Source organism: Streptomyces kanamyceticus, assembly GCF_008704495.1.
Taxonomy (GTDB): Bacteria; Actinomycetota; Actinomycetes; order Streptomycetales; family Streptomycetaceae; genus Streptomyces; species Streptomyces kanamyceticus.
Genome location: NZ_CP023699.1, coordinates 1,204,472 through 1,229,973, shown reverse-complemented (window position 1 = coordinate 1,229,973; position 25,502 = coordinate 1,204,472). Strand labels below are relative to the sequence as shown.

Annotated in this window: 18 protein-coding genes; 14 read left to right on the top strand and 4 right to left on the bottom strand. The window is 71.9% G+C overall.

Features of this window, described 5'->3' with window-relative positions:
* The first annotated feature begins 35 nt into the window (after positions 1-35).
* A complete protein-coding gene (locus CP970_RS04500; RefSeq protein ID WP_055556192.1) occupies positions 36-1,250 on the top strand; it encodes an acetyl-CoA C-acetyltransferase in 1,215 nt (404 codons plus the stop codon).
* Positions 1,251-1,492: 242 nt separating this feature from the next.
* On the top strand, positions 1,493-3,676 hold the full coding sequence (locus tag CP970_RS04495; protein ID WP_055554687.1) for a 3-hydroxyacyl-CoA dehydrogenase NAD-binding domain-containing protein: 2,184 nt from the start codon (positions 1,493-1,495) through the stop codon (positions 3,674-3,676).
* Positions 3,677-3,834: 158 nt separating this feature from the next.
* Here CP970_RS04495 and CP970_RS04490 read toward each other — a convergent pair whose 3' ends face one another.
* Positions 3,835-4,563, bottom strand: coding sequence for a MerR family transcriptional regulator (locus tag CP970_RS04490; RefSeq protein ID WP_055554689.1), 729 nt, complete (start codon positions 4,561-4,563; stop codon positions 3,835-3,837).
* 147 nt (positions 4,564-4,710) lie between these two features.
* Between CP970_RS04490 and CP970_RS04485 the strand changes: the two genes are divergently transcribed.
* The 3 genes from CP970_RS04485 (at position 4,711) to CP970_RS04475 (ending at position 8,684) form a co-directional block, all read left to right on the top strand.
* Entirely contained in the window at positions 4,711-6,516 is a 1,806-nt protein-coding gene (locus CP970_RS04485; RefSeq protein WP_055554691.1) for an AMP-dependent synthetase/ligase, read from the top strand.
* Positions 6,517-6,675: 159 nt separating this feature from the next.
* The gene (locus tag CP970_RS04480; protein WP_055554693.1) at positions 6,676-8,151 is read left to right on the top strand and encodes an amino acid permease; all 1,476 of its coding nucleotides are present in this window, start codon (positions 6,676-6,678) and stop codon (positions 8,149-8,151) included.
* 53 nt (positions 8,152-8,204) lie between these two features.
* On the top strand, positions 8,205-8,684 hold the full coding sequence (locus tag CP970_RS04475) for a macro domain-containing protein (RefSeq protein WP_055554694.1): 480 nt from the start codon (positions 8,205-8,207) through the stop codon (positions 8,682-8,684).
* 533 nt (positions 8,685-9,217) lie between these two features.
* On the opposite strand, the gene CP970_RS04470 is transcribed toward CP970_RS04475, so the two are convergent.
* A complete protein-coding gene (locus CP970_RS04470) occupies positions 9,218-9,871 on the bottom strand; it encodes a response regulator (protein WP_055554701.1) in 654 nt (217 codons plus the stop codon).
* Positions 9,872-9,888: 17 nt separating this feature from the next.
* Positions 9,889-11,097, bottom strand: a complete 1,209-nt coding sequence (locus CP970_RS04465) for a sensor histidine kinase (protein WP_055554696.1) — start codon at positions 11,095-11,097, stop codon at positions 9,889-9,891.
* Positions 11,098-11,207: 110 nt separating this feature from the next.
* Between CP970_RS04465 and CP970_RS04460 the strand changes: the two genes are divergently transcribed.
* The 5 genes from CP970_RS04460 to CP970_RS04440 all read left to right on the top strand — a co-directional run bounded on the left by CP970_RS04460 (position 11,208) and on the right by CP970_RS04440 (position 17,369).
* Entirely contained in the window at positions 11,208-11,972 is a 765-nt protein-coding gene (locus CP970_RS04460) for an ABC transporter ATP-binding protein (RefSeq protein ID WP_055554699.1), read from the top strand.
* A complete protein-coding gene (locus tag CP970_RS04455; RefSeq protein WP_224058220.1) occupies positions 11,969-14,467 on the top strand; it encodes an ABC transporter permease in 2,499 nt (832 codons plus the stop codon). The genes CP970_RS04460 and CP970_RS04455 overlap by 4 nt, the downstream gene beginning before the upstream one ends.
* Positions 14,468-14,548: 81 nt before the next feature.
* A complete protein-coding gene (locus tag CP970_RS04450; protein WP_224058218.1) occupies positions 14,549-15,091 on the top strand; it encodes a F0F1 ATP synthase subunit B family protein in 543 nt (180 codons plus the stop codon).
* Between the two features lie 70 nt (positions 15,092-15,161).
* On the top strand, positions 15,162-15,992 hold the full coding sequence (locus CP970_RS04445) for an alpha/beta fold hydrolase (protein WP_150492981.1): 831 nt from the start codon (positions 15,162-15,164) through the stop codon (positions 15,990-15,992).
* Positions 15,993-16,487: 495 nt separating this feature from the next.
* Positions 16,488-17,369: an oxygenase MpaB family protein gene (locus tag CP970_RS04440; RefSeq protein ID WP_055545724.1), complete on the top strand. Its 882-nt coding sequence runs from the start codon at positions 16,488-16,490 to the stop codon at positions 17,367-17,369.
* 62 nt (positions 17,370-17,431) lie between these two features.
* Here the strand turns inward: CP970_RS04440 and CP970_RS04435 are convergent, their stop codons facing one another.
* Entirely contained in the window at positions 17,432-18,952 is a 1,521-nt protein-coding gene (locus CP970_RS04435; protein ID WP_055545726.1) for a M1 family metallopeptidase, read from the bottom strand.
* Positions 18,953-19,199: 247 nt separating this feature from the next.
* On the opposite strand from CP970_RS04435, the gene CP970_RS04430 reads away from it, so the two are divergent.
* The 4 genes from CP970_RS04430 (at position 19,200) to CP970_RS04415 (ending at position 25,463) form a co-directional block, all read left to right on the top strand.
* A complete protein-coding gene (locus CP970_RS04430) occupies positions 19,200-21,203 on the top strand; it encodes a Xaa-Pro dipeptidyl-peptidase (protein ID WP_150492979.1) in 2,004 nt (667 codons plus the stop codon).
* Positions 21,200-22,480 (top strand): M14 family metallopeptidase, encoded by a 1,281-nt coding sequence (locus CP970_RS04425; protein WP_055545730.1) that lies wholly within the window; start codon positions 21,200-21,202, stop codon positions 22,478-22,480. The genes CP970_RS04430 and CP970_RS04425 overlap by 4 nt, the downstream gene beginning before the upstream one ends.
* Before the next feature lie 83 nt (positions 22,481-22,563).
* Positions 22,564-24,288, top strand: coding sequence for a BCCT family transporter (locus tag CP970_RS04420; protein ID WP_055545732.1), 1,725 nt, complete (start codon positions 22,564-22,566; stop codon positions 24,286-24,288).
* Positions 24,289-24,431: 143 nt separating this feature from the next.
* On the top strand, positions 24,432-25,463 hold the full coding sequence (locus tag CP970_RS04415; protein WP_055545734.1) for a hypothetical protein: 1,032 nt from the start codon (positions 24,432-24,434) through the stop codon (positions 25,461-25,463).
* Positions 25,464-25,502 lie beyond the last annotated feature (39 nt).

Here is a 25,502-nt window from a genome sequence, read left to right as displayed (position 1 = left end):
ACTCCCGCTACCAGAAACCCTCGAAAGGCACGCGTGTGACCACCGAAGCGTACGTATACGACGCGATCCGCACCCCGCGCGGACGCGGCAAGGCCAACGGCGCCCTGCACGGCACCAAGCCGATCGATCTCGTCGTCGGCCTGATCCACGAGATCCAGGCCCGCTTCCCGGGCCTCGACCCGGCCGCCATCGACGACATCGTGCTCGGTGTGGTCGGTCCCGTCGGCGACCAGGGCTCCGACATCGCGCGCATCGCGGCGATCGCCGCGGGACTGCCCGACACGGTCGCGGGCGTCCAGGAGAACCGCTTCTGCGCCTCGGGCCTCGAAGCCGTCAACCTGGCCGCGATGAAGATCCGTTCGGGCTGGGAGGACCTGGTCCTCGCGGGCGGCGTCGAGTCCATGTCGCGGGTGCCGATGGCCTCCGACGGCGGCGCCTGGTTCAACGACCCGATGACCAACTGGGACACCAACTTCGCGCCGCAGGGCATCGGCGCCGACCTGATCGCCACCGTCGAGGGCTTCTCGCGGCGCGACGTCGACGAGTACGCGGCGCTCTCCCAGGAGCGCGCGGCCGCCGCCTGGAAGGACGGCCGCTTCGCCAGGTCCGTCGTGCCGGTCGAGGACCGCAACGGCCTCGTCGTCCTCGACCACGACGAGCACCTGCGCCCCGGCACCACCGCCGACTCCCTCGCCAGGCTCAAGCCGTCCTTCAAGGACATCGGCGACCTGGGCGGCTTCGACGCGGTGGCGCTGCAGAAGTACCACTGGGTCGAGCAGATCGACCACGTCCACCACGCGGGCAACTCCTCCGGCATCGTCGACGGTGCCTCGCTGGTCGCCGTCGGCACGAAGGAGGTCGGCGAGCGCTACGGGCTGACCCCGCGCGCCCGGATCGTCTCCGCCGCCGTCTCCGGCTCCGAGCCGCTGATCATGCTGACCGGGCCCGCGCCCGCCACGCGCAAGGCGCTCGCCAAGGCGGGGCTCACCATCGACGACATCGATCTCGTCGAGATCAACGAGGCGTTCGCGGCGGTCGTGCTGCGCTTCGTCAAGGACATGGGCTTGTCCCTGGACAAGGTGAACGTCAACGGTGGCGCGATCGCGCTGGGACATCCGCTCGGCGCGACCGGGGCGATGATTCTGGGCACGCTCGTGGACGAACTGGAGCGGAGGGACCTTCGGTACGGGTTGGCCACGTTGTGCGTGGGCGGGGGCATGGGTATCGCCACGATCGTGGAACGGCTGTAGGGCATCGCGCCGTAGGGGCTGGGGCGCGCCGCCGACCGCGGGTGCTTCGTGGTTGCGCGCGCAGTTCCCCGCGCCCCTGAAGGCGCACTCCGTGCGCCTCATGAGGCGCGGCGCAGCCGCGAGCCTCAGGGGCGCGGGGAACTGCGCGACCAGCCCCCACCCACCCGCAGTCGGCCACGAAACGGCACCGCCCACCCCAGTAGCCGCACCCCGCCCACAACAGACTTCACGGAGACCGCACCATGACGCAGAGTTCAACCATCCGCTGGGAACAGGACGAAACCGGCATCGTCACCCTCGTCCTCGACGACCCCAACCAGTCCGCGAACACCATGAACCAGGCGTTCAAGGACTCCATCGCGGCGATCGCCGACCGCGCCGAGGCCGCCGTCCAGGCCGACAAGGACGCGATCCGCGGCTTCATCTACACCTCCGCCAAGAAGACCTTCTTCGCGGGCGGCGACCTCAAGGACATGATCAAGGTCGGCCCGGAGAACGCACAGCAGGCGTTCGACACGGGCACCGCGATCAAGAACTCGCTGCGCCGCATCGAGACCCTCGGCAGGCCCGTGGTCGCCGCCATCAACGGCGCGGCGCTCGGCGGCGGTTACGAGATCGCCCTCGCATCGCACCACCGCGTCGCCCTCGACGCACCCGGCTCCAAGATCGGCCTGCCCGAGGTCACCCTGGGCCTGCTGCCCGCGGGCGGCGGCGTCACCCGCACCGTACGCCTCATGGGCATCACCGACGCGCTCCTGAAGGTGCTGCTCCAGGGCACCCAGTACAACCCGAAGCGCGCCCTGGAGAACGGCCTCGTCCACGAACTGGCCGCCACGCCCGAGGAGATGATCGAGAAGGCCCGCGCCTTCATCGACGCCAACCCCGAGTCGCAGCAGCCGTGGGACAAGCCCGGCTACCGCATCCCCGGCGGCACCCCGGCCCACCCGAAGTTCGCGGCGAACCTGCCCGCGTTCCCCGCCAATCTCAAGAAGCAGACGGCGGGCGCTCCCTACCCGGCCCCGCGCAACATCATGGCGGCGGCCGTCGAGGGCTCCCAGGTCGACTTCGAGACCGCGTTGACCATCGAGGCCAGGTACTTCACCGAGCTGGTCACCGGGCAGATCGCCAAGAACATGATCCAGGCGTTCTTCTTCGACCTCCAGGCCGTCAACTCCGGCGCCAACCGCCCCAAGGGCATCGAGCCGAAGACCGTACGCAAGGTCGCCGTGCTCGGCGCGGGCATGATGGGCGCGGGCATCGCCTACTCGTGCGCACGCGCGGGCATCGACGTGGTCCTCAAGGACGTCTCCGCCGAGGCCGCGGCCAAGGGCAAGGCCTACTCCGAGAAGCTCTGCGCCAAGGCGGTCGCCAAGGGGCGTACGAGCCAGGACAAGGCGGACGCGCTGCTCGCCCGCATCACGCCGACCGCGGACCCCCAGGCGCTCGCGGGCTGCGACGCCGTGATCGAGGCGGTCTTCGAGGACACCTCGCTCAAGCACAAGGTGTTCCAGGAGATCCAGCACGTCGTCGAGCCGGACGCGCTCCTGTGCTCCAACACCTCGACGCTGCCGATCACCCAGCTCGCCGAAGGCGTCGAGCGGCCTGTCGACTTCATCGGCCTGCACTTCTTCTCGCCCGTCGACAAGATGCCGCTCGTCGAGATCATCAAGGGCGAGCGGACCGGCGACGAGGCCCTTGCCCGCGCCTTCGACCTGGTGCGCCAGATCAACAAGACGCCGATCGTCGTCAACGACTCGCGCGGCTTCTTCACCTCGCGCGTCATCGGGCACTTCATCAACGAGGGCGTCGCGATGGTCGGCGAGGGCATCGAGCCCGCCTCCGTCGAGCAGGCCGCGGCCCAGGCGGGCTACCCGGCGAAGGTCCTCTCCCTCATGGACGAGCTGACGCTCACGCTGCCCCGCAAGATCCGCAACGAGACCAGGCGCGCGGTCGAGGAGGCGGGCGGCAGCTGGGCGGGCCACCCCTCGGACACCGTCATCGACCGCATGGTCGACGAGTTCGAGCGGCCCGGCAGGAGCGGGGGAGCGGGCTTCTACGACTACGAGGACGGCAGGCGCGGCAAGCTCTGGCCGGGCCTGCGCGAGCACTTCACCAAGCCCGGGTACGAGATCCCGTTCGAGGACATGCAGGAGCGGATGCTCTTCTCCGAGGCGCTCGACACCGTGCGCCTGGTGGAGGAGGGCGTCCTCACGTCGGTGGCCGACGCCAACATCGGCTCCATCTTCGGCATCGGCTTCCCCGGCTGGACCGGCGGCGTCCTGCAGTACATCAACGGCTACGAGGGCGGCCTCACCGGCTTCGTGGCACGCGCGCGGGAGCTCTCTGAGCGTTACGGGGATCGGTTCCTGCCGCCCGCACTGCTCGTGGAGAAGGCGGAAAAGGGGCTCAAGTTCACCGACGAGTGACATGTGCCCCGTAAGGGGCGCGGGGCTGTGACATGTGCGGCTCCGCCGGGGCGCGCTCAGCGCGCGAAGAGCCGCAGTCGCGTCTGCCGGGTTGCTCGGCAGACGCGACTGCGGCTGTTCTCTGGTTGCGCGCGCAGTTCCCCGCGCCCCTGACGGGGCTAGTCCTCCTTGAGCCAGCCGCGCAGTTCCTCCTTGAGCGAGCGTTGGAACGCCGTCACCAGGGCCTGCACCACCATCGGCTGCATGTGGGCCGAGAGCGACCGCATCGCCGCGACGTGCTCGGGGTCCGACTCGCGCTCGCGGTAGGGGCTCCACACCTCGTCGCGGAACAGCCGCGACAACTCGTGCGCGGCCGAACGGGTGTGCTCCATCAGGACCGTGCGCGCCGCCAGGATCGTCTCGTGCGCGATGGGCACGTCGAGCAGCTGCACGCCCAGGCGCAGCAGGCCCGGATCCACGCGGTAGGTCTCCGGGGTCTGGGTCCGCGCGGTCACCCCCATCGCCGTGAGGCGGTCCAGGTCCGCCTCGGCGAGGGGCCTGCCCGCCCTGCGCTCCAGCTCGGCGCGTGACACGTCCTCGGCCGCGTCCGGCGCCCAACTCGCCACCAGTGCGCGGTGGATGGCCAGGTCGTGCGCGCTCAGGTCCGCGGGCAGCTGCTCCAGGTAGCGTTCGATCGCGGCCAGCGTCATGCCCTGGAGCTGGAGCTCCTCGATGAGGGCGAGGCGGGACAGGTGCCCGGGGCCGTAGTGGCCGACCCGGCGCGGGCCGATCACCGGGGGCGGCAGCAGCCCCTTGGTGCTGTAGAAGCGGATGGTGCGGACCGTGACGCCCGCGCGGGCGGCCAGTTCGTCGACGGTGAGCGTCGGCTCCTCGGTGTCCGTCGTCATGGCGGCGCCCTCCTGTGCATCAATCCGGTTCAACAGTATTGCTGGCACACCAGTGTTGTGAAACCCTCCGGGCCAGTCACTTGCTCCTCACGCAGGCATCCGCTCACGCATCCGCTCACGCTCAGCCGATGGCGCCAGGAGGCGGTCATGACCACGATTCCGCGACTCCCCGGGGACCTCGCCGACAGCACGCTCCCCGCCCTGCTGCTCCGCAATGCCGAGGAGCACGGAGATCTTCCCGCCCTTTCCTGGCGGTCCGCGGAGGAGTGGACGACGCTCAGCTGGCGCGAGGTGCGGCGCAAGGTCGCCGTCCTCGCCGCCGGATACCAGGCACTGGGCGTCGAACGCGGCGAGCACGTCCTGATGATGATGGGCAACCGCCCCGAGCACTGGCTGAGCGACCTCGCCCTGACCCACCTGGGCGCCGTCCCGGTGTCCGTCTACGGCACCGCGGCGCCCGAACAGGTCGCGCACATCGTCCGGCACAGCCGCGCCCGCTTCGCGATCGTCGAGGGCGCCCGCGAACTGCCGCGCTGGGAGCCCCTGTTGACCGACGTCGCGGGCCCGCTGGAGCGGCTCGTCGTGGTGGAGGCCGCCGACGCGGGCGGCCACCGTACGTACGGCTCCCTGTACGCCAGCGGCGGCCGCCTCTTCGACCCCGACGCCTTCGAGAAGGCGTGGCGAGAGGGCCGGGCCACCGATGCACTGACCGTCGTCTACACCTCGGGCACCACCGGCGACCCCAAGGGCGTCCGCCTCACCCATCGCAACGTCGTCCTCAACGGCGTAGCCCTGGACGCCGTCACCGATTTCCCCGAGCACGCCGGGCACATCTGCTACCTGCCCTTCGCGCACATCGCGGAGCGCATGCTCGGCATCTACCTGCCGGTCCTGCGCGCCGCGCACGCCTACCTGTGCCAGGACCCGGCCCAAGTGGCCGCCACCGTGCGCGAACTGCACCCCTTCCAGTTCTTCGGGGTCCCGCGCGTGTGGGAGAAGCTCACCGCGTCCGTGAAGTCCGCGCTCGCGGATCTGCCCGAGGAGCGGCGGCGGGCTCTCGAAGCGGCGAACGAGACGGCACGCGCGCATGTCGACTGCCGGGAGCGCGGCGAGGAACCGTCCGCCGCTCTCGCGGCGGCGTACCAGGAGGCCAAGGAGCGTGTGCTCGACCCGTTGCTCGCGCTCGCCGGTTTCGACTGCCTGGTGTGGACCGCGAGCGCGGCGGCGCCGATGCCCCTCGACGTGGCCCGCTTCTGGGCGGGCTTCGGCCTGGTGATCATGGACGCGTGGGGCCTCACCGAGACCACCGGTGTCGTCACGTCGAACGGCCCCGACGCGTTCCGCCTCGGCTCGGTGGGCCGCCCCCTCGAAGGCCTGGAGGTGCGCACCGCCGACGACGGCGAGATCCTCGTGCGCGGTGCCACCGTCTTCGACGGCTATCTGCGGCCCGACGGCGGTGTCGAGGACGCCTGCGACGCGGACGGCTGGTTCGCCACCGGTGACATCGGGCGGCTCGACGAGGACGGCTTCCTCTGGCTGACCGACCGTAAGAAGGAGATGATCGTGACCTCGACGGGCAAGAACGTCTCGCCCGCCCTCGTCGAGAACACGCTCAAGGAACACCCCCTGATCGGCCAGGCCCTGGTGCACGGCGACGGCCGCTCCTATCTGGTGGCGCTGCTCGTCCTCGACCCCGAACTGGCACCCGCCTGGGCCGCCGCGCGGGGGATCACCGGTGACCTGATGGACAGCGCGGCCGTACGGGAAGAGGTGGCCCGCGCCGTGGCGGCGGCCAACGCGCGCCTCAACCGCACCGAGCAGATCAAGCGTTACCGCCTCATCGGCGAGGAATGGGGCCCGGAGACCGGCGAGCTGACCCCGTCCCTGAAGCTGCGCCGACGCGTCATCCGCGCCAAGTACGAGCAGGTCATCGATGCCCTGTACACCCCTTGACCACCATGTGAGAAGTTCCGCTATGTGACGTGCGCCACCGCGTACGGGGTGATCTCTGGGGGAAGGTGTCCCGTCGGTCCGCGCGCGTCAGGGGTGTCGCGGGCCGGAGCATATCCGGACCCCGGGTCTCTTCCGGGCACCAGAGAGTAGATCCACCACGTGAGCAAGGAAGCCGTAGATTCGGCCGCCCTGGACGCATCCCGCACAGATGCGCACCAGGCCCCCGCGGACGCGGGAGACGCCGGATACAGCAAGGACCTCAAGGCCCGCCACGTCAACATGATCGCGATCGGTGGCGCGATCGGCACAGGGCTTTTCCTCGGGGCGGGCGGTCGCCTCAACTCGGCGGGCCCCGCACTCGCCGTCGCGTACCTCGTGTGCGGCATCTTCGCGTTCTTCGTCGTCAGAGCCCTCGGCGAGATGGTCCTCTACCGTCCTTCGTCGGGTTCCTTCGTCTCGTACGCGCGTGAGTTCCTCGGCGAGAAGGGCGCGTTCTTCGCCGGTTGGATGTACTTCCTCAACTGGTCGACCACGTGCATCGCCGACATCACGGCGATCGCCCTCTACACCCACTACTGGAGCTTCTTCACCGACATACCGCAGTGGGTGCTCGCGCTGATCGCCCTCGCGGTGGTGCTCTCCGTGAACCTCATCTCGGTGAAGTACTTCGGCGAGATGGAGTTCTGGTTCGCGATCATCAAGGTGGCCGCGCTGACCGCCTTCATGATCATCGGCATCTTCCTGCTGGCCAGCCAGCACAAGGTGGGCGGCGAGGCGCCGGGTCTGAACATGATCACCGACCACGGCGGCTTCCTGCCGAACGGCATCATGCCGGTCGTGATCGTGATGCAGGGCGTCGTCTTCGCGTACGCGTCCCTGGAGCTGGTCGGCGTCGCCGCGGGCGAGACCAAGGACCCGCAGAAGGTCGTCCCGCGCGCGGTGAACTCGATCATGTGGCGCGTGGGCCTGTTCTACGTCGGCTCCGTGGTGCTGCTCGCCCTGCTGCTGCCCGGCTCGATGTACTCGGCCGACCAGAGCCCGTTCGTGACGGTCCTGTCCAAGATCGGCGTCCCGGCGGCCGGTGACGTGATGAACTTCGTGGTGCTCACCGCGGCCATGTCCTCGCTCAACTCCGGCCTGTACTCCACCGGACGCATCCTGCGCTCCATGGCGATGTCGGGCTCGGCCCCGAAGTTCACGGCCCGGATGAACCGCAGCCAGGTGCCCTACGGCGGCATCCTGCTCACCGCGTCGATCGGCGTGCTCGGCGTCGGCCTGAACAGCATCGTCCCGGAACAGGCCTTCGAGATCGTCCTGAACGTGGCCTCGCTCGGCATCATCGGCACCTGGATCATGATCATGGTCTGTCACCTGGCCTTCGTGCGCAGCGCGAAGCGGGGCGAGATCACCCGGCCGAAGTTCCGCCTCCCCGGCAGCGGGATCACGGAGTACGTGACGATCGCGTTCCTGCTCGCCGTCCTCTGCCTGATGTGGAAGGACGCCGAGATCGGCCGCAAGACGCTGTTCCTCATCCCGATCGTGGGTGTGGCCCTGGTCGTGGGCTGGTTCGGTGCCAGGCGCCGGGTGGGGCGCGAGGCACAGGCCCTCACGGTGCCCGAGCAGCGCAAGGAGTAGGCCAGGACGGCCGCTCGACGGCCGTTGTCAGTGGCAGCCCCTACGGTGGCGTCATGTCGGAGATCACATATGTCCGAGGTGACGCCACCGCGCCGTTCGGCAAGGGCGTCAAGCTGATCGCCCACGTCTGCAACGACCTCGGGGGCTGGGGGAAGGGCTTCGTGCTCGCGGTGTCGCGCCGCTGGCCGGAGCCGGAGAAGGCGTACCGCGGCTGGCACCGCGAGCGCGCGAAGAACGACTTCGGCCTGGGCGCCGTCCAGTTCGTGGACGTGGGCCGCGGCCTGTGCGTGGCCAACATGATCGGCCAGCGGGGCATGCGGACGGGCAGCAAGGGCGCCCCCGTCCGGTACGAGGCGATCGACACCGCCCTGACCGCCCTCGCCGACAAGGCCACCGAGCTCGGCGCCGCCGTGCACATGCCGCGCATCGGCTGCGGTCTCGCGGGCGGCAAGTGGTCCCGGATCGAGCCGCTGATAGCCGAGCGGCTGGTGGCGCGGGGGATAGCCGTGACGGTGTACGACTTCGGGGACTGAGGCCCGCCGCGAGCCCTTGCCAGCCTTCCCTGGTCCGCGTCAGCCCGCCGCGAGCCCTCCCTGGTCCGCGTCAGCCCGCAGCCAACCCGCGCTGGTCTGGGCCAGCCCTCATCAGCCCTCGCCAGCCCGCCGCGAGCCGTCGCTAGTTCGCGTCAGCCCGCCGCTAGCCTTCCCTGGTCCGCGTCAGCCCGCCGCGAGCCCTCGCTGGTCTGGGTCACCCCTCGCCAGCGCTCGTCAGTCCGCCGCGAGCCCTCGCTAGTTCGCGTCAGCCCTCTGCCAACCCTCATCAGCCCTCGCCAGCCCGCCGCGAGCCGTCGCTAGTTCGCGTCAGCCCTCTGCCAACCCTCGCTGGTCTGGGTCACCCCTCGCCAGCCCGCCGCTGACCCTCCCTGGTCCGCGTCAGCCCGCAGCCAACCCGCGCTGGTCTGGGCCAGCCCTCATCAGCCCTCGTCAGTCCGCCGCGAGCCCTCGCCAGTCCGCGTCAGCCCGCCGCCAGCCTTCGTCATCCCTCGCCCAGTCCGCGTCAGCCTTCATCAGCCCCGCAGATACGCCAGGACCGCGAGGACCCTGCGATGGTCGTCCGGGGCCGAGGGCGGTAGATCCAGCTTCAGCAGGATGCTCGCGATGTGCTTGGCGACGGCCGCGTCCGTGACGACGAGCGCCCGGGCGATCGCCGAGTTCGAACGGCCCTCCGCCATCAGGCCGAGCACCTCGCGCTCGCGCGGTGTGAGGCGCTCCAGCGGGTCGCGTCGGCGCGCGAGGAGCTGGCGCACCACCTCCGGGTCGACGACCATGCCGCCGTCCGCGACGCGCACCACCGCCGCCATGAACTCCTCGACGTCGCCCACCCGGTCCTTGAGCAGATAGCCGGTGCCCGCGCCGTGTCGGCCGCCCAGCAGCTCGTCCGCGAAGGTCTGCTCGACGTACTGACTGAGCACGAGCACGGCGAGGGAGGGCCGCAGCGCCTGGAGTTCACGGACCGCGCGCAGGCCCTCGTCGGTGTAGCCGGGCGGCATGCGGACATCGACGATCACCACGTCCGGCTCGTGCGCCAGCGCGGCGGCCACGAGCGAGGGCCCGTCGCCGACGGCCGCGGGCACGGCGTGCCCGAAGCGTTCGAGCAGCCCCACCAGGCCCTCGCGGAGCAGCACGGCGTCCTCCGCGAGCACCACCTTGAGGGTTCTCACGGGAACGGGATCGCCGTTCAGTCGCCGCACGGGATCTCCATCCGCAGTCGGGTCGGCCCGCCGACCGGGCTGGACAGCAGCATTCTGCCCCCCACCGCCGCGATCCGGTCGGCCGTGCCGGTCAGCCCCGTACCGGCCGTCGCGTCCGCGCCGCCGCGCCCGTCGTCGGACACCTCGATCTCCACCACCCCGTCCCGCAGCCGCCCCTCGACCCGGCAGCGCAGCGCCCCGCTGTGCTTCGCCGCGTTCGCCAGGGCCTCGCAGACCGCGAAGTAGGCGGCCACCTCCACGGACGGGGGCGGGCGGTGCGGCAGGTCGAGCGCGATGTCCACCGGGATCGCCGAGCGGCCCGCCACGTCGCGCACCGCCGCGGGCAGGCCGCGCTCGGTCAGGACCTGCGGGTGCACGCCGCGGATCAGTTCGCGCAGTTCGGTCAGGGCGTCCTTGGCCATGCGGTGGGCGTCGGCGACCTCCCGCGCGGCCCGGGAGCCCGGCGGCAGGTCGAGGCCCGCGAGGCCCAGCTTCATGGTGAGGGCGACCAGGCGCTGCTGGGCGCCGTCGTGCAGGTCCCGTTCGATGCGGCGCCGCTCCGCCTCGTACGCGTCCACGAGCCGGGCCCGGGACTGCCGCACCTCACTCAGCTCGGCGTCGCCGGACGCCAGGACGGCGCGCGCCACGGAGCCCCGCGCGCCCGCCCACGCGGTGATCGGGTAGGCGGCCACGGGCAGCAGCAGCGCACCCGCCACCGGACCGCCGAACGCGGCCCACACCGGGGCGTCGGGCTGGAGCGGCGCGGACAGGAGCACGCCCGGCACGCCGAGGGACACGAAGACCACGCCGAGGTCGATCCAGCCCGCAGCGAGCACGGACACGGCGCCGTAGACGACGGCACGGGAGCCGTCCGCGCCGGGCCCCGCCGTTCTGGCGGTCCCACCGGACCCACCGCTCCCGGCGATCCTGACATCCGGGGCGATCAGCGGCAGCCTCGCGCGCTCCAGAGGGCCCGCGAGCGCCGTCACGAAGGCGAGCACGAGGACCGCGCAGACGGCGGCGGCCCACCCGCCGATCCGCCCGCGCGACGCGACGAGCCCGGCGACCGCCACCCAGGCGCCGACGCCGAGCGGCCCGCCGGACAGCAGGTAGCCGAGCGCGCGCCAGGGCCAGGCCGATCCGAGGAACCCCAACGGGCGCGCGGTCAGCGCCTCCAGGGCGGTACGAGGGGTCACCGCGTGACCGTAACCGGCGGGGCGGGGCGGGGGCAGTAGTGCCAGGTGTAGTACGAGGACTAGTCCGGCCGCTCCTGCGCGGACCCCCGTCGCGGCGGTGCACTGGGCCCATGCCGATCACACCGTCCGCCGTCACGACGACGGCGCACCCCGTCGAACTCCACTCCCTCACCCGGCGCCACGGCACCGGTGAGCGGACCGTCGTCGCGCTCGACGACGTCAGCGTCTCTTTCGCCGAGGGGACGATGACCGCCGTCATGGGACCCTCCGGGTCCGGCAAGTCCACGCTCCTGCACTGCGCCGCCGGGATCGACCGGCCCTCGTCGGGGCGTGTCGTCATCGACGGCACCGAGACCGGGGGACTCGACGAGACCGCGCTGACGCTGCTGCGCAGGGACCGGGTCGGCTTCGTCTTCCAGGCGTTCAACCTCGTCTCCGCGCTCACCGCCGAGCAGAACGTCGGCCTGCCGCTCCGCCTCGCCGGACACAGGCCCGACCCGGCGCGCATCGCGGCCGCGCTCGCCGAGGTGGGGCTCGCCGACCGCGCGGGGCACCGGCCGAGCGCGCTCTCCGGCGGGCAGCAGCAGCGGGTGGCCATCGCCCGCGCGCTGATCACGCACCCCGCGGTGCTCTTCGCCGACGAGCCGACCGGCGCGCTCGACACCAGGACGTCGCGGGCGGTGCTCGCCCTGCTGCGCCGCCTGGTCGACGACCACCGGCAGACGGTGATCATGGTGACGCACGACCCGGCGGCCGCGTCCTTCGCCGACCGCGTGGTCTTCCTGGCGGACGGCCGCGTCGCCGCCGAACTCCCCGAGCGCACCGACGCGGAGACCGTCGCACGCCAGATGGCCGCACTGGAGGTGGCGACGTGAGAAGCCCCCACATGGCGCCCCGGCGGGCCTTCGGCAAGTTGCGGCGGGGCCTGGGGGAGTCGTTGCGCGCCCCCGGCAACACGTTCAGCCTCGGTCTCGCCATGGCGCGCGAGCGCCGCGCCGCGTTCGTCGGGTCCTTCCTCGCGCTCTGCCTCGGCGTCGCCATCCTCACCGTCGGCGCGCTGACCCTGCTCTCGCCGGGCGGCGGCGTCCCCGAGCGCTACCAGGGTGCCCCGGTCCTCGTCCGCAGCACCCAGGACGCGGCGGAGGCGCGCGCGAACGGCAGGTTCCTGGAGGCCGCGCCCTTCTCGCCGCGGCGCACGGCCGAGCTGACCCGGCAGCTCGCACAGCTGCCGGGCGTACGGGATGCGGTGCCCGACCGGGCTTTCGCGGCGCAGGCCGTCGTGGCCGGGAAGGTCGTCGGCGACCAGGAGCGGGGCGAGCGGCAGGGCCACGGCTGGTCGAGCGCCGCCCTCGCCCCGTACGGGCTGAGCGACGGGCACCCGCCACGGCGGGACGACGAAGTGGCCGTCGACGGCTCGCTCGGCCTGCGCCCCGGCGACCGCGTCCGCCTCCGCACGGCGACCGGATCCGCCCCGTACACCGTCTCCGGCACCGTCGCTGGACCCGGCTATTACGTGAGTGACGAACGCGCGGCCCAACTGGCGGGCGGCGTCAGGGTGATCGGGCTGCTCATGGAGAAGGGCGCGGCGGACGTCCGGCCGGACGTCGGCCCCGGCGCCGAGGTGCTCAGCGGAGCGGACCGCGCCGAGCTCGCCCCCGCGCGGGACGCGAAGACCCGCTGGATCGGCGGGCAGGTGGTCGGCGCCATGGCCGCGCTCGCCGCGTTCGTGACGGTCTTCGTCGTCGCCTCCACGTTCGCCTTCGCCGTCGCCCGACGCCGCCGCGAGTTCGGCCTGTTGCGCACGGTCGGCGCCACACCGCGGCAGCTGCGCCGCATGCTGTACGGAGAGGCCGTCGCCGTCGGGGCGGCCGCCGCGGGAGCGGGGGTGCTGTTGGGCGCCGTCTTCGCCCCCGCACTCGGTGGCGTCCTGGTCGACGCCGGATTCCAGCCGGAGGGCTTCACGGTGCGGCTGAGCGTCCCGGTGCTCGCCGCCACGTTCGGGGCCGGAGTCGCCGTGGCGTTCGCCGGTGTGTGGTCGGCGTCCCGGCGGGCCGCCCGCATCGGCCCGCTCGACGCCCTGCGCGAGGCCGCGGTGGACGACCGGCCGATGACCGGGGGCAGGCGCTGGACGGGGATCGCGTTCACCGCCGTCGGCCTCGGGGCCGCCGTCGCCACCGGCACCGCGGACCCCGCCGACATGATCACCTTCGCGCTCGTCACCGCGGCCGGCCTGATCACCGGCGTCACGCTGCTCGTGCCCGCCCTGGTCCCGCCCCTGGTCCGCGCCCTGTCCTGGCCGCTCGCGCGGCGTGCGGGCGCCACCGGGCTCCTGGTGCGGGAGGGCATGCTGACGGCCGTGCGGCGGACCGCTTCGACGGTCGCCCCGGTCCTCGCCACCGTCGGCTTCGTCGTCCTGATCACCGGCAACACCCAGACGTCCGCCCACTCCTACCGGACGCAGGACACCGTGTCCGTACGGGCCTCCGGCGTCGTCGTGCCGGACGGGACGCCGGGGATCACCGACGCGGACGCCGCCCGCGTCAAGGGCTCGGCGCCGCTGCCGACCGTTCTCTACGGACGATCTCCCCTCCAGGCCGCGGGAATCGAGCCCGCCGCCTTCCAGGACGTACAGAGCGGACTGAAGACGGTCGCGGGCTCCCTCGACCGGCTGAGCGACCCGGACGGCCTCGCCGTCTCCGAGTCCGCGCTGCGTGCCCTCGACGCCCGGCAGGGCGGCACGGTCCCCGTCACCTTCGAGGACGGCAGGAGCGCGCGGCTGCGTGTCGTCGCCGTCGTCAGCGACCAATCGGCGCCGTACGAGGCCCTGTTGAGTCGCGGGACGGTGCGCGCGCACGATCCGTCGGCGCTCGCCGATGCCGTCCAGCGCACCGGCGCCCCGCACCCGGTGCCCGGCACCCGGGAGATCTCCGTGGCCGCCCACGCGGGCAGCGACCAGGCCGAAGAGGACCGGCTCGTGGAGGTCTTCACGCTGCTGCTCGTCGGGCTCTCGGCCGGATACACGGGCCTGGCCGTCGGCAACACGCTCCTGATGGCCACCGCCGACCGGCTCCCCGACCTGCGGATCCTGCGGCTCTCCGGCGCCACCGCGCGCCAGGTGCTGTGGGTGGTGGCGGGCGAGACCGTGTTCGTGGTGGGTCTCGGTACGGTGCTCGGCGGCCTGGTGGCGCTGCCCTCGCTGCTCGGCATCAGGGCCGGTCTGAGCGGGACCCTCGGCGTGCCGGTCGAGTTGATCGTCCCCTGGGTGCCCGCGCTCGGCGCGATCGGCGGCTGCCTGACGCTCGCCCTGGTGGCGAGCGTGGTGCCGGTGCGGTTCGCCCTGCGGGGCGGGTCCGGTGGGGCGCGGACGTGAGCGGCGAATGCCAACTGCCATGCAGGTGTGCGTTGTTGTGCACGGATGAGCGGGTAGGGCTTGGGCATGCAGCTCATTCCCATGAATCTCGGACCGCTCAACCCTGAGGTTGAGCAACTGGCCGTAGCGGTGGTGCTGTTCGCCGCCGTCTACCTCGTCGTCGGACGCTTCCTGCCCCGCGTCAACCGGGTGCTCGAGGAACGCGCGATGCTTCTCGAAGGCGCCACCGGAGGGCCGACCGCCGACCTCTGGCGCGCGGCCGAACGCGTCCGCGACGAGCGGGGAGTGCTGCTCTCCGAAGCCCGCCGGGAGGCCGCGCACGTGCGCCAGGCCGCCCGTGAGGAGGGCGCCGCGCTGATCGCCGATTCCCGCGACGAGGGCCTGCGCGAGCGCGCCGAGATCGTCGCCACGGGGCAGGCCAGGGTGGAGGCCGAGCGTGCCGAGGCCGAGGCCGAACTGCGGGGGTGCGTCTCGGAGGTGGCATCGGAGCTGGCGAGCAGAATCGTGGGCGAGCCGATCCCCGTGCCCGCCGTGAACGCGGGCCTTTTCGAAGGATCCGGCGGCGACGCGGGGAGCGGGCCTCGGGGCGGCGGGGACGGCGGGGCATCGGGTTCCGGTCGCTAGCGGTACGCATTCGCGCCCTCGTCGGGCGGGTCCCCTGGCGCGGACGCCCGCGCCCCCGGAGACTCGGGGCATGGACGTCATGGTGTCGGTGAAGGACGGCGAGGTGTGGGCGCACGACTCTGGCGCCCCGAGCGGCGCGGGCTCCCGGAGCGGCGCGGGCTCCCGGAGCGGCACGGGTGACGACGCCCTGCCCCTGGTCCTGCTGCACCCGGGCGTCGCCGACTCCCGCGTCTGGGACCGCATCCTGCCGCGTCTCACCGAGCGGCACCGCGTGATCCGCTATGACGCACGGGCGTACGGCAGGTCACCGGCGCCGACCGCGCCCTTCTCGCTGGTCGAGGACCTGATCGCGGTGCTCGATCACTTCGGGGTGGCCCGCGCGGTGTTCGTGGGGTCGAGCATGGGCGGCGCGACGGCCGTCAGTCTCGCGCTGCGCGACCCCGCGCGGGTGGCGAGCCTCGCCCTGGTGGTCCCCACCGTCACGGGCGCCGAAGAACCCCTCACGCCGGAGTTCATGGCCGAGGTCGGCGCCCTCGCCGTGGCGGGCGACGTGGAGGGCATCGTGACCATGATGCGGCGGGCGTCCGCCGCGCTCGGCACCGGGGACGATCCCGAAGTGACGGAGTACCTGCGGGCGGTGGTCCCCGCGTGGCTCGCGGTCCACCCCCACCAGGTCCCCGACCCGCCCGTCTACGACCGGCTCGGCGAACTCGACGTACCGTGCGTCGTCGTCCTCGCCGAGCACGACCAGCCCGGCGTGATCCGGGTGAACGAGACGATGGCGGAGCGCATCCCCGGCTGCCACCTCGCGCGCCTCAGGCACAGCGACCACTTCCCGACGGTGCGGGAGCCGGATGCCGTGACGGAGATCATCCTGAACGCGTACGCCGCCGCGCGCTGACCGCGCCGCGCGCTGACCGCGCCGCGCGCTGACCGCGCCGCGCGCTGACCGCGCCGCGCGCTGACCGCGCCGCGCGCTGACCGCGCCGCGCGCTGACCGCGCCGCGCGCTGACCGCGCCGCGCGCTGACCGCGCCGCGCGCTGACCGCGCCGCGCGCTGACCGCGCCGCGCGCTGACCGCGCCGCGCGCTGACCGCGCCGCGCGCTGACCGCGCCGCGCGCTGACCGCGCCGCGCGCTGACCGCGCCGCGCGCTGACCGCGCCGCGCGCTGACCGCGCCGCGCGCTGACCGCGCCGCGCGCTGACCGCGCCGCGCGCTGACCGCGCCGCGCGCTGACCGCGCCGCGCGCTGACCGCGCCGCGCGCTGACCGCGCCGCCGCACGCGGCTCCTCCGCGTCCTCTTCGCGGCGCGGGAACACGCGCGGTGCCCACCGGAATGCGACCAGGCGGGGCATATCGGGGCAAAATAGGTAGCCCCGCGAAAGAGCACGTCGCATGAGAACCACCCCCGAGCCGCCCCCGCCCGACGGCATCCTCTGGAGCATCGCGGGCGACATCCGCGTCCTCCTGTCCCTGCCGCCCGCCCTCGCCCTCCAGGTCGCGCACCCGGCCGTCGGCGCGGGCGTCGACGACCACTCGGTGTTCCGCACCGACCCGTGGGGGCGCGGCGAGCGGTCGCTGCGGTCGGTGCTCCTGTGGGTGTACGGGGGAGCGGCGGCGGCCGAGGAGGGCCGCAGGCTGCGCGAGCTGCACAGGACGGTCCGGGGCACGGACGCGCACGGCAGGCGCTACCACGCGCTGATGCCCGCCACCTACGCCTGGGTGCACGCCACCGGCTTCCCCGTGTACCGGCAGGCCCAGCGGTACCTGGCCACGCCCTTCACCGAGGAGCAGGAGCGACGGCTGTACGCGGAGTGGCGCCAGGTCGGCCGGGTCCTCGGCCTCCACGACCGGGACATGCCGGGGAGCGTCGAGGAGTTCTGGCCGTACTACCGCAAGGTCCTGGCCCAAGACCTCGAACTGACGGCGGTCGCCCGAGAGCTGACCGCGGTGGACCTCTCGCTGCCCCCGCCCGACCGCGGCCCGCTCCCCGTACGCCTGGTGGCCCGCGCCCTGTGGCCCGTGCTGCTTCCCCCGCTGGCCCGCTTCCGCAGCTTCGTCACGATCGGGCTGCTGCCCCCGGACGCCCGCGCGGCGATCGGCCTCCCCTGGACTCCCGTCCAGGAGCGCAGGCTGCGCCGGTTCGGCGCGGTGGTGCGCACGGTGGTGCCGCTGCTGCCGGAACGGCTCCGCTATCTGCCCGCGGCGCGGCGGGCGCGGGCGGCGCACCGCGCGAGGACCAGGCGCGGTCGCGTCACAGCCCCCTCGGCGGAGTGACGCGGCCGGACGCGGGAAGGCGTCCGGCCGCGACCGTGCGGGTCAGTGCGGGTCAGCGCGGGTCAGTGCCCGTGCCGGTCCTTGCCCCCGTGCTCGTGCACGCCGTTCGTGGCGGCGATCTCCTTCCACGACTTGGGCGCGGCCGGAGCGGACGCGGCCGCCGACCGGGCGACGCGGGCCTGCTTCGCGGCGGGCGCGTCCGGGCGCGACGGCTGGTACAGCCAGGTGTCGAAGAGCTCGGCGAGCGGCTTGCCCGAGACCTTCTCGGCGTACTTCACGAAGTCGTTGACCTTCGCGTTGCCGTAGGCGTGCTTCTGCGGCCAGCCCTTGAGGATCGCGAAGAACGTGTCGTCGCCGACCTCGTTGCGCAGCGCCTGCAGGGCGAGCGCGCCCCGGTCGTAGACCGCGATGTCGAACTGGTTGTCCGGACCCGGGTCGCCCGGCTTGACCGTCCAGAACGCGTCGTCGGCCGGGTGCTGCGCGTACACGTAGTCCGCCAGCTCCTGCGCCGAGCCCTCGCCCTCCTTCTCCGACCACAGCCACTGGCTGTAGCGGGCGAAGCCCTCGTTGACCCAGATGTCCTTCCAGCCGTCCACGGAGACGCTGTCGCCGTACCACTGGTGGGCGAGCTCATGGACGACGATCGACGCGTTGGAGCCGTTCGCGAAGGCGGCCGGGCTGTAGAAGGGCCGCGTCTGGGTCTCCAGGGCGTAGCTGCTCTTCACGTTCGGGACGTAGCCGCCGAGCGCGTTGAAGGGGTACTTGCCGTAGAGCGTCTCCAGCCACTCGGCGACCTCGGTGGTCCGCTCGATGCTGGCCCGCGCCGACCCCGCGTTGTCGCCGAGGTCCTTGCTGTAGGCGTTGAGGACCGGAAGGCCGGACTCCGTCTTGTCCGTGGTGATGTCGAACTTGCCCACCGCGAGCGTCGTGAGATAGCTGGCCTGCGGCTTGTTGGAGCGCCAGTTGTAGCGGGTCCAGCCCAGCTTCGAACTCTGCGACTGGAGCACGCCGTTGGAGATCGCCTGGGTGCCGTCGGGCACCGAGACCGACACGTCGTAGGTGGCCTTGTCCAGCGGGTGGTCGTTGGACGGGAACCACCACACGGCCGCCTCGGGCTCCTGCGCCGCGACGCCGCCGTCGGGCGTGCGGTGCCAGGCGTTGTAGCCGTTGATCTTCAGCTCGGACGGCTTGCCCGCGTACCGCACGACGACCGTGATCGCCGTGCCCTTGACGAGCCCGGACGGCGGAGTGATCTCCAGCTCCTGGTCGCCGGTCTTCGCGAACTTCGCCTTCTTGCCGTTGACCCGCACCTCGGAGACCTTGAGGCCGAAGTCGAGGTTGAACCGCGAAAGGTCCTGCGTGGTGCGGGCGTTGATGGTCGCCGTGCCTTCGAGAAGGTCGGTCTTGGGCTGGTACTTCAGCCGCAGGTCGTAGTGCGAGACGTCGTATCCGCCGTTGCCGCTCGCCGGGTAATAGGGGTCGCCGATGCCCGGGGCCCCGGGGGAGAAGTCGGCGGCCGACGCCGGGATCGCCAGCAGAAGGGAGGCCGCGAGCGCGCCCGGGGCGATGAGTCTGCGGTGCACGAAAGCTCCAAGTCGTAGGGGCACAAGAACGGTTGCCACAAATTGCCACAAGGGGTCCTGCAAGACCGCTCCGCACAGGATCCGTTGATCGTCGACCCTATTCAGCACTCCCCGAACGCGCCATGTCCATGGCCCCGGACGTCACACGATCGCCATTCGGCCGACATGTGTCTTTACCACCCACGGACCTGTCGCGCATGCTCACGCCCTCTGTCGCGCGAGAGTTCACCGGTGTACCTTCCGCGCCATGCCGATTCGTGCGCGACGCACCCGCCTCCTCTGGAGAGCGTTCATCGCGGCGGCCCTGACCGCCCTCCTTGCCACTCTCATGTCCCCGGGCGCGGCGCTGGGAGCCGCGCAGGCCCCGGCCGCGCCGGGAGACTCGCTCCGCCCGCCGGGCGAGAGCAGACCCGTGTACTCGTACGAGGACGCGATACGCGAATCCGTATGGGTCGACACCAGGATCGACGGCGACGCGGACGGGAGGACCGACCGCGTCGCCGTCGACATAGTCAGGCCCCGCGAACTGGACCGCGCGGGCCGCGAGATACCCGTGATCATGGACGCCAGCCCGTACTACTCCTGCTGCGGGCGCGGCAACGAGAGTCAGAAGAAGACGTACGACTCGAACGGGAAGCCGGTCCAGCTCCCGCTCTACTACGACAACTACTTCGTGCCCCGCGGCTACGGCTACGTCGCCGTGGACCTCGCGGGCACCAACCGCTCGGACGGCTGCGTCGACGTCGGCGGCCGCTCCGACATCCAGTCGGCCAAGGCCGTCGTCGACTGGCTCAACGGCCGCGCCCGCGGCTACACCAGCCGCACCGGCGGTGAACCCGCGAAGGCCGCCTGGTCCAACGGCAAGACCGGAATGATCGGCAAGAGCTACGACGGCACCATCGCTAATGGTGTCGCCGCCACCGGCGTCAAGGGTCTCAAGACCATTGTGCCGATCGGCGCCATCTCCTCCTGGTACGACTACTACTTCGCCAAGGGCGCCCCGCTCTACGACAGCGGCCCCGAGTGGCTGTCGGACTACGTGGAGAGCCCCGAGGCCCGCGCCCGCTGCGGCGCGGTGCAGCAGCGCCTGGTCGACGAGGCGCCGCGCACCGGCGACTGGACCCGGCTGTGGAGCGAGCGCGACTACGTCCCCGACGCCGACAAGGTGAAGGCCAGCGTCTTCGTCGTGCACGGCATGCAGGACCTGAACGTCCGCACCAAGCACTTCGGCCAGTGGTGGGACGCCCTCGCCGAGAACGGCGTCGACCGCAAGATCTGGCTCAGCCAGACCGGCCACGTCGACCCCTTCGACTTCCGTCGCGCGGACTGGGTGCGCACCCTGCACCGGTGGTTCGACCACGAGCTCATGGGCTACGACAACGGCGTCGACCGCGAGCCGATGGCCGACATCGAGCGCGCCCCGGACCGCTGGACCACCGACCGCGTCTGGCCCCCGCGCGCCACCGACACCGTCAAGCTCCGCCCCGCCAAGGGCACGTCGCCCGGCGTCGGGACCTTCGGCCCGCGCCCGGGATCGGGCACCGAGACCTTCACCGACGACCCGAAGCTGGGCGAGACGGACTGGGCCGCGCGGATCGGCACGTCGACCCCTGAGAAGGCCGGATTCCTCAGCAAGCCGCTCGCCCGCGACCTGCGCCTGTCCGGCTCCTCCAAGGTCACCGTGACCGCGACCCCGACGACCCGCACCGCCCACCTCTCCGCGGTCCTCGTCGACCTCGGCCCCGACACCATCCGTGACTACGCCGGGTCCGGCGAGGGCATCAGCACGCTGCCCGAGCGCAGCTGCTGGGGCGCGAGCACCACGGGTGACAGCGCCTGCTTCAAGGAGACCCGCGCGAAGACCGCCGCCGTCGACTACACGATCTTCAGCCGCGGCTGGGCCGACCTCGGCAACTGGGCCGACGAGGAGAAGGGCCGCCCGCTCACCCCGGGCAAGCCGTACACCATCACCCTCGACCTCGCCGCGAGCGACCACGTCGTACCGAAGGGCCACCGCCTCGCACTGATCATCGGCGGTACGGACAAGAACCTCATCGACCCTCCCGCCGACACCCCGACGCTCGGCATCGACCTGTCCCGTACGTACGCGAAGGTCCCGCTGGTCGGCGGCGCGAAGGCGTTCACCACCTCCGCCACCGCCCCCGAAACCGTCACCCCCCGCGAATCCCGTCTCGACGGCGTGGCCCCGCCGCGTCCGCTCAACCCCGTACCGGGAGGCCGTACTTCATGACACCCCGCATCCGCACCCTGGCGCTCGCCTGCGCCACCGTCGCGCTTGCCGCGCCGCTCCTGACCGCGCCCGCACAGGCGACACCGGAGCCGCCCCGTACCGGATTCGAGGAGACGAACGGCGCCCGCTGGACGACGCAGCCCGAGGAGCAGAAGCTCCTGGCCGCCGTCGACAAGGCGAGCGACCGGGTCTCCGTCTCGCGCATCGGCACCACCAAGCAGGACCGCCCCGTCCAGCTGGTGCGCATCGGGGAACGCTCCACGAAGAACACCGTGTTGCTGATCTGCAGCCAGCACGGCGACGAACCCTCGGGCCGCGACGCCTGTCTGTCCACGATCCGCGACCTGGCGTACGCGAAGGACAAGAAGACCGAGCGGTTCCTGAACCGCACCACGCTGCTCGTGGTCCCCACCGCCAACCCGGACGGCCGCGCCGCCGACACCCGCGGCAACTCCGACGGCGTCGACATCAACCGCGACCACATCGCCCTCAAGACCGCGGAGGCCCGCGCCACGGCCGCCGTGATCCGCGACCGGCGGCCCGACGTCATCTACGACCTGCACGAGTACGGCGCCACCCCCAAGTACTACGACAAGGACCTCTTCGACCTCTGGCCGCGCAACCTCAACACCGACGAGGCCGTGCACGGCGAGGCGCAGACCCTGTCGAAGAGCTATGTGCGACCGGCCGCCGAGCACGCCGGACACACCACCGGCACGTACGGCATCTGGACCGACCCGGTCACCGGCGAGCCCATCAAGCAGACCGCGGGCGACGGCCAGGAGCGCATCCTGCGCAACGTCTCCGGGATCAAGCACGCTGCGGGCCTGCTCATCGAGAGCCGCGTCGACCCCCTGACCGACGCCGAGAAGAACGACGAGGCGCTCAACAACCGCCGCCGGGTGACGTCCCAGCAGGCGGCGCTCGGCGGCCTCTTCGACTACACCGACGAACGGCGCGCGCGCCTGGAGCGGGCCACGGACGCGGCCCGCGCCGAGGGCTACCGCGACCGCGGCCCGGTCTACCTCGGCGGCGCCGACAACGACCCCGCAGAGCCGTCCGAGATCATCCAGGACCCGCCGTGCGGCTACCGCCTCGACGCCGCCCAGTACGCCGACATCAAGGACGAACTGGCCCTGCACGGCGTCACGGTGAAGCGCCAGAAGAGCGGCGCCTACGTCCCGCTGCGGCAGTCCGCGAGGGCCCTGGTGCCGCTGCTTCTGGACGAGCGCGCGCCGTACCACCTCGCCAAAGGGCGGCCCGACATGAGCTGTTGATGAGGTGAGATGTGCGTCACATGTGGTAGGGGGTAACGGAGGACAAAGTCCCGACGTAATCAACCCCTCGAAAGGTGTCACTTGTGACGCAGGATCATCAGAAAGCGGACGACGGGGGAGGATCGCCGGACATCGCGGCGACCGCCCCCGTCGACCGGCACCCACAGACGGACAAGGTGGTGTTCGGTGTCACCGCCGTGCTCACCCTGGCGTTCGTGGTCTGGGGCGGGGTGGCGACGGACTCGCTCCAGAACGTCTCCACGGACATGCTCAACGGCCTGATGCACAACGGCGGTTGGTTCTTCATGCTGACCGCCACGGGCTTCGTGGTCTTCGCGCTCTGGCTGGCCGTCAGCCGGTACGGGAAGATCACGCTGGGCCAGGAGGGCGAGGAGCCGGAGTTCAAGACCGTCTCCTGGGTCGCGATGATGTTCAGCGCCGGTATGGGCATCGGTCTGATGTTCTACGGCGTGAGCGAGCCGCTCTCCCACTTCATGACGCCACCGCCGGGCACCGACCCGGCGGACTCCGCGGCGAAGATGGAAACGGCCATGGCCACCACCCTCTTCCACTGGACGCTCCACCCGTGGGCGATCTACGCGGTCGTGGGCCTCGCCATCGCGTACAGCACCTTCCGCCGTCAGCGCAGGCAGACCATCAGTGCCGTCTTCGAGCCGCTCATCGGCGAGAAGCACGCCCACGGCACCTGGGGCAGGATCATCGACATCCTCGCCATCTTCGCCACGCTCTTCGGCTCGGCCGCGTCGCTCGGCCTCGGCGCCCTGCAGATCGGCAGCGGCATCGAGGTGCTCGACTGGATGGACGAAGCGAGCACCGGGCTGCTCGTCGTCATCATCGCCGTACTGACCCTGGCCTTCGTGGCGTCCGCCATCTCCGGTGTGGAGAAGGGCGTGCAGTGGCTCTCGAACATCAACATGGTGCTCGCCGGGGTGCTCGTGCTCTTCGTCTTCATCGCGGGCCCGACCGTCATCATGCTCGACATGCTGCCGACCTCGCTGGGCGCCTATCTCGACGACCTCCCGCAGCTGATCGGCCGCACCGAGGCGGCCAGCGGCAAGGGCGTCGCCGACTGGCTCAGCGCCTGGACGGTCTTCTACTGGGCCTGGTGGATCTCCTGGACGCCCTTCGTCGGCATGTTCATCGCGCGCATCAGCCGCGGCCGTACGATCCGTCAGTTCGTCGGCGGCGTCATCCTGGTGCCCAGCACGGTCAGCCTGATCTGGTTCTGCGTCTTCGGCGGCAGCGCCATGACGGTCGCCGACCGGGGCGGGCTCAAGGGTGACACGACACCGGAGGCGCAGCTCTTCGGCCTGCTGCACGAGTACCCCATCGCCACGGCCACCAGCCTGCTCGTGATGATCCTCGTCGGCATCTTCTTCGTCTCCGGCGCGGACGCGGCGTCCATCGTGATGGGCACGCTCTCGCAGAAGGGCGCACTCGAACCCGGCCGGTTCGTCGTGGTCTTCTGGGGCATCGTCACCGGCGCCGTCGGCGCGATCATGCTGCTCATCGGCGACGGCTCCGACGACGCGCTGACAGGTCTGCGCAACCTCACCATCCTGGTCGCGGCGCCGTTCACCATCGTGATGATCGGGATGTGCGTGTCCCTCATGCGCGACCTGCGCCACGACCCGCTGATCGTGCGCGGCGAGCACGGCACCGAAGCCGTCGAGAAGGCCGTGATCGCGGGCCACGAGCAGTACGACGGCGAATTCGAGATCCGGATCGGCCCCGCCCAGGACGAGGAGGGTCCCGAGGCCGACAACGCCACCGTCGAGACCCGCTGATCCGGGTCGGCCAGGCAGCTTGAGGAGGCGGCGGTCGCCGGACGCGCCGCCTCCTGGGTCGCATCGTCACCACTCATCCCAGGAACGCGGCGGAATGTGCGATGCCGTGCTCACATCACACATCAGGTGGGGATACTCCAAGCATGTCTGCCGAGTACGCGACCTTCGGTCTGGCACCGGCCATGCGCGCCGGTGGAGTTCTCGCCAACGGTGACTATCAAGTGCACCGCGATTTCGTCGACTTCATCGTCGACGGGCGGCCCCTCCTCTTCCAGCTCTCCGACCTCGACGCCGTGTCCCCGCTGGCCTCCGACATCCCACCCGCGATCTTCACCGCGCACGTGCGCAGACTCCTCCTGGAAGCGGAGGCACCACTGCGCGACGGCCGGTACGTCATCTACGGCTGCCCCGAGTGCGAGGGCCTGGACTGCGGGGCCGTCACCGCCGTCATCGAGCGCGCCGCCGACGGGGCCGACGACTTCGTCTGGCGCGACTTCGCCTGGCAGACGGCCGAACCCGCCGATCTGGAGCTCAACGGCTACCACGGCATAGGGCCCTTCCGCTTCCGCGGCGCCGAATACCGCACGGCGCTGGGCCAGTTGCTCGCCGCCGACGAACCCCCCGCCCGCCGCAGGGTCCTGCTGATCGGGGCCCGGGTCGCCGTACTCGCCAAGCTGGCCGCCGCCCTGCGCACCATCGGCATCGGCGCGGAGATCGCGGCGGACGCGGCCGGGGTCCCGCCGGACGAGCTGCGCACCTACGGGGCCGTCGCCTTCGGCCGCGCCGTGCCCTCCGCCGACCGCGACGCCGTGCGCGCCGCGTTCGACTCGGCGGGCGTCGGCGTCGCCTACGTGGACGGGCTCGCGCCCATCATTCCGCTCCTGGTGGCCCAGATAGAGCACGCCCTGGACCGCAGCCCCGGGGACCTGCGCCGCCTCACCCGGCTCGCGGCCACTCCCGGCACGGCATCGGTCGAGGTCACGTCGACGTGCCGGGTCCAGCTCATCGCGTACCGCCTCGACCGCCTCTACCGCACCCACACCCAGGAACTCCTCGACGCCGTCCTCGAACCGGGCGAGCACCGGGTCCCGCTCTCCGCGAAGGCCACCAAGGGCGAGTCGTACGTGGTGGCCCGCACCACCGGCAGCGTCCTGGTCGCCCCCACATCGGCCTGACCTCCGCGTGACCTCCGGGCTCGCCTAGAATCACGTCCC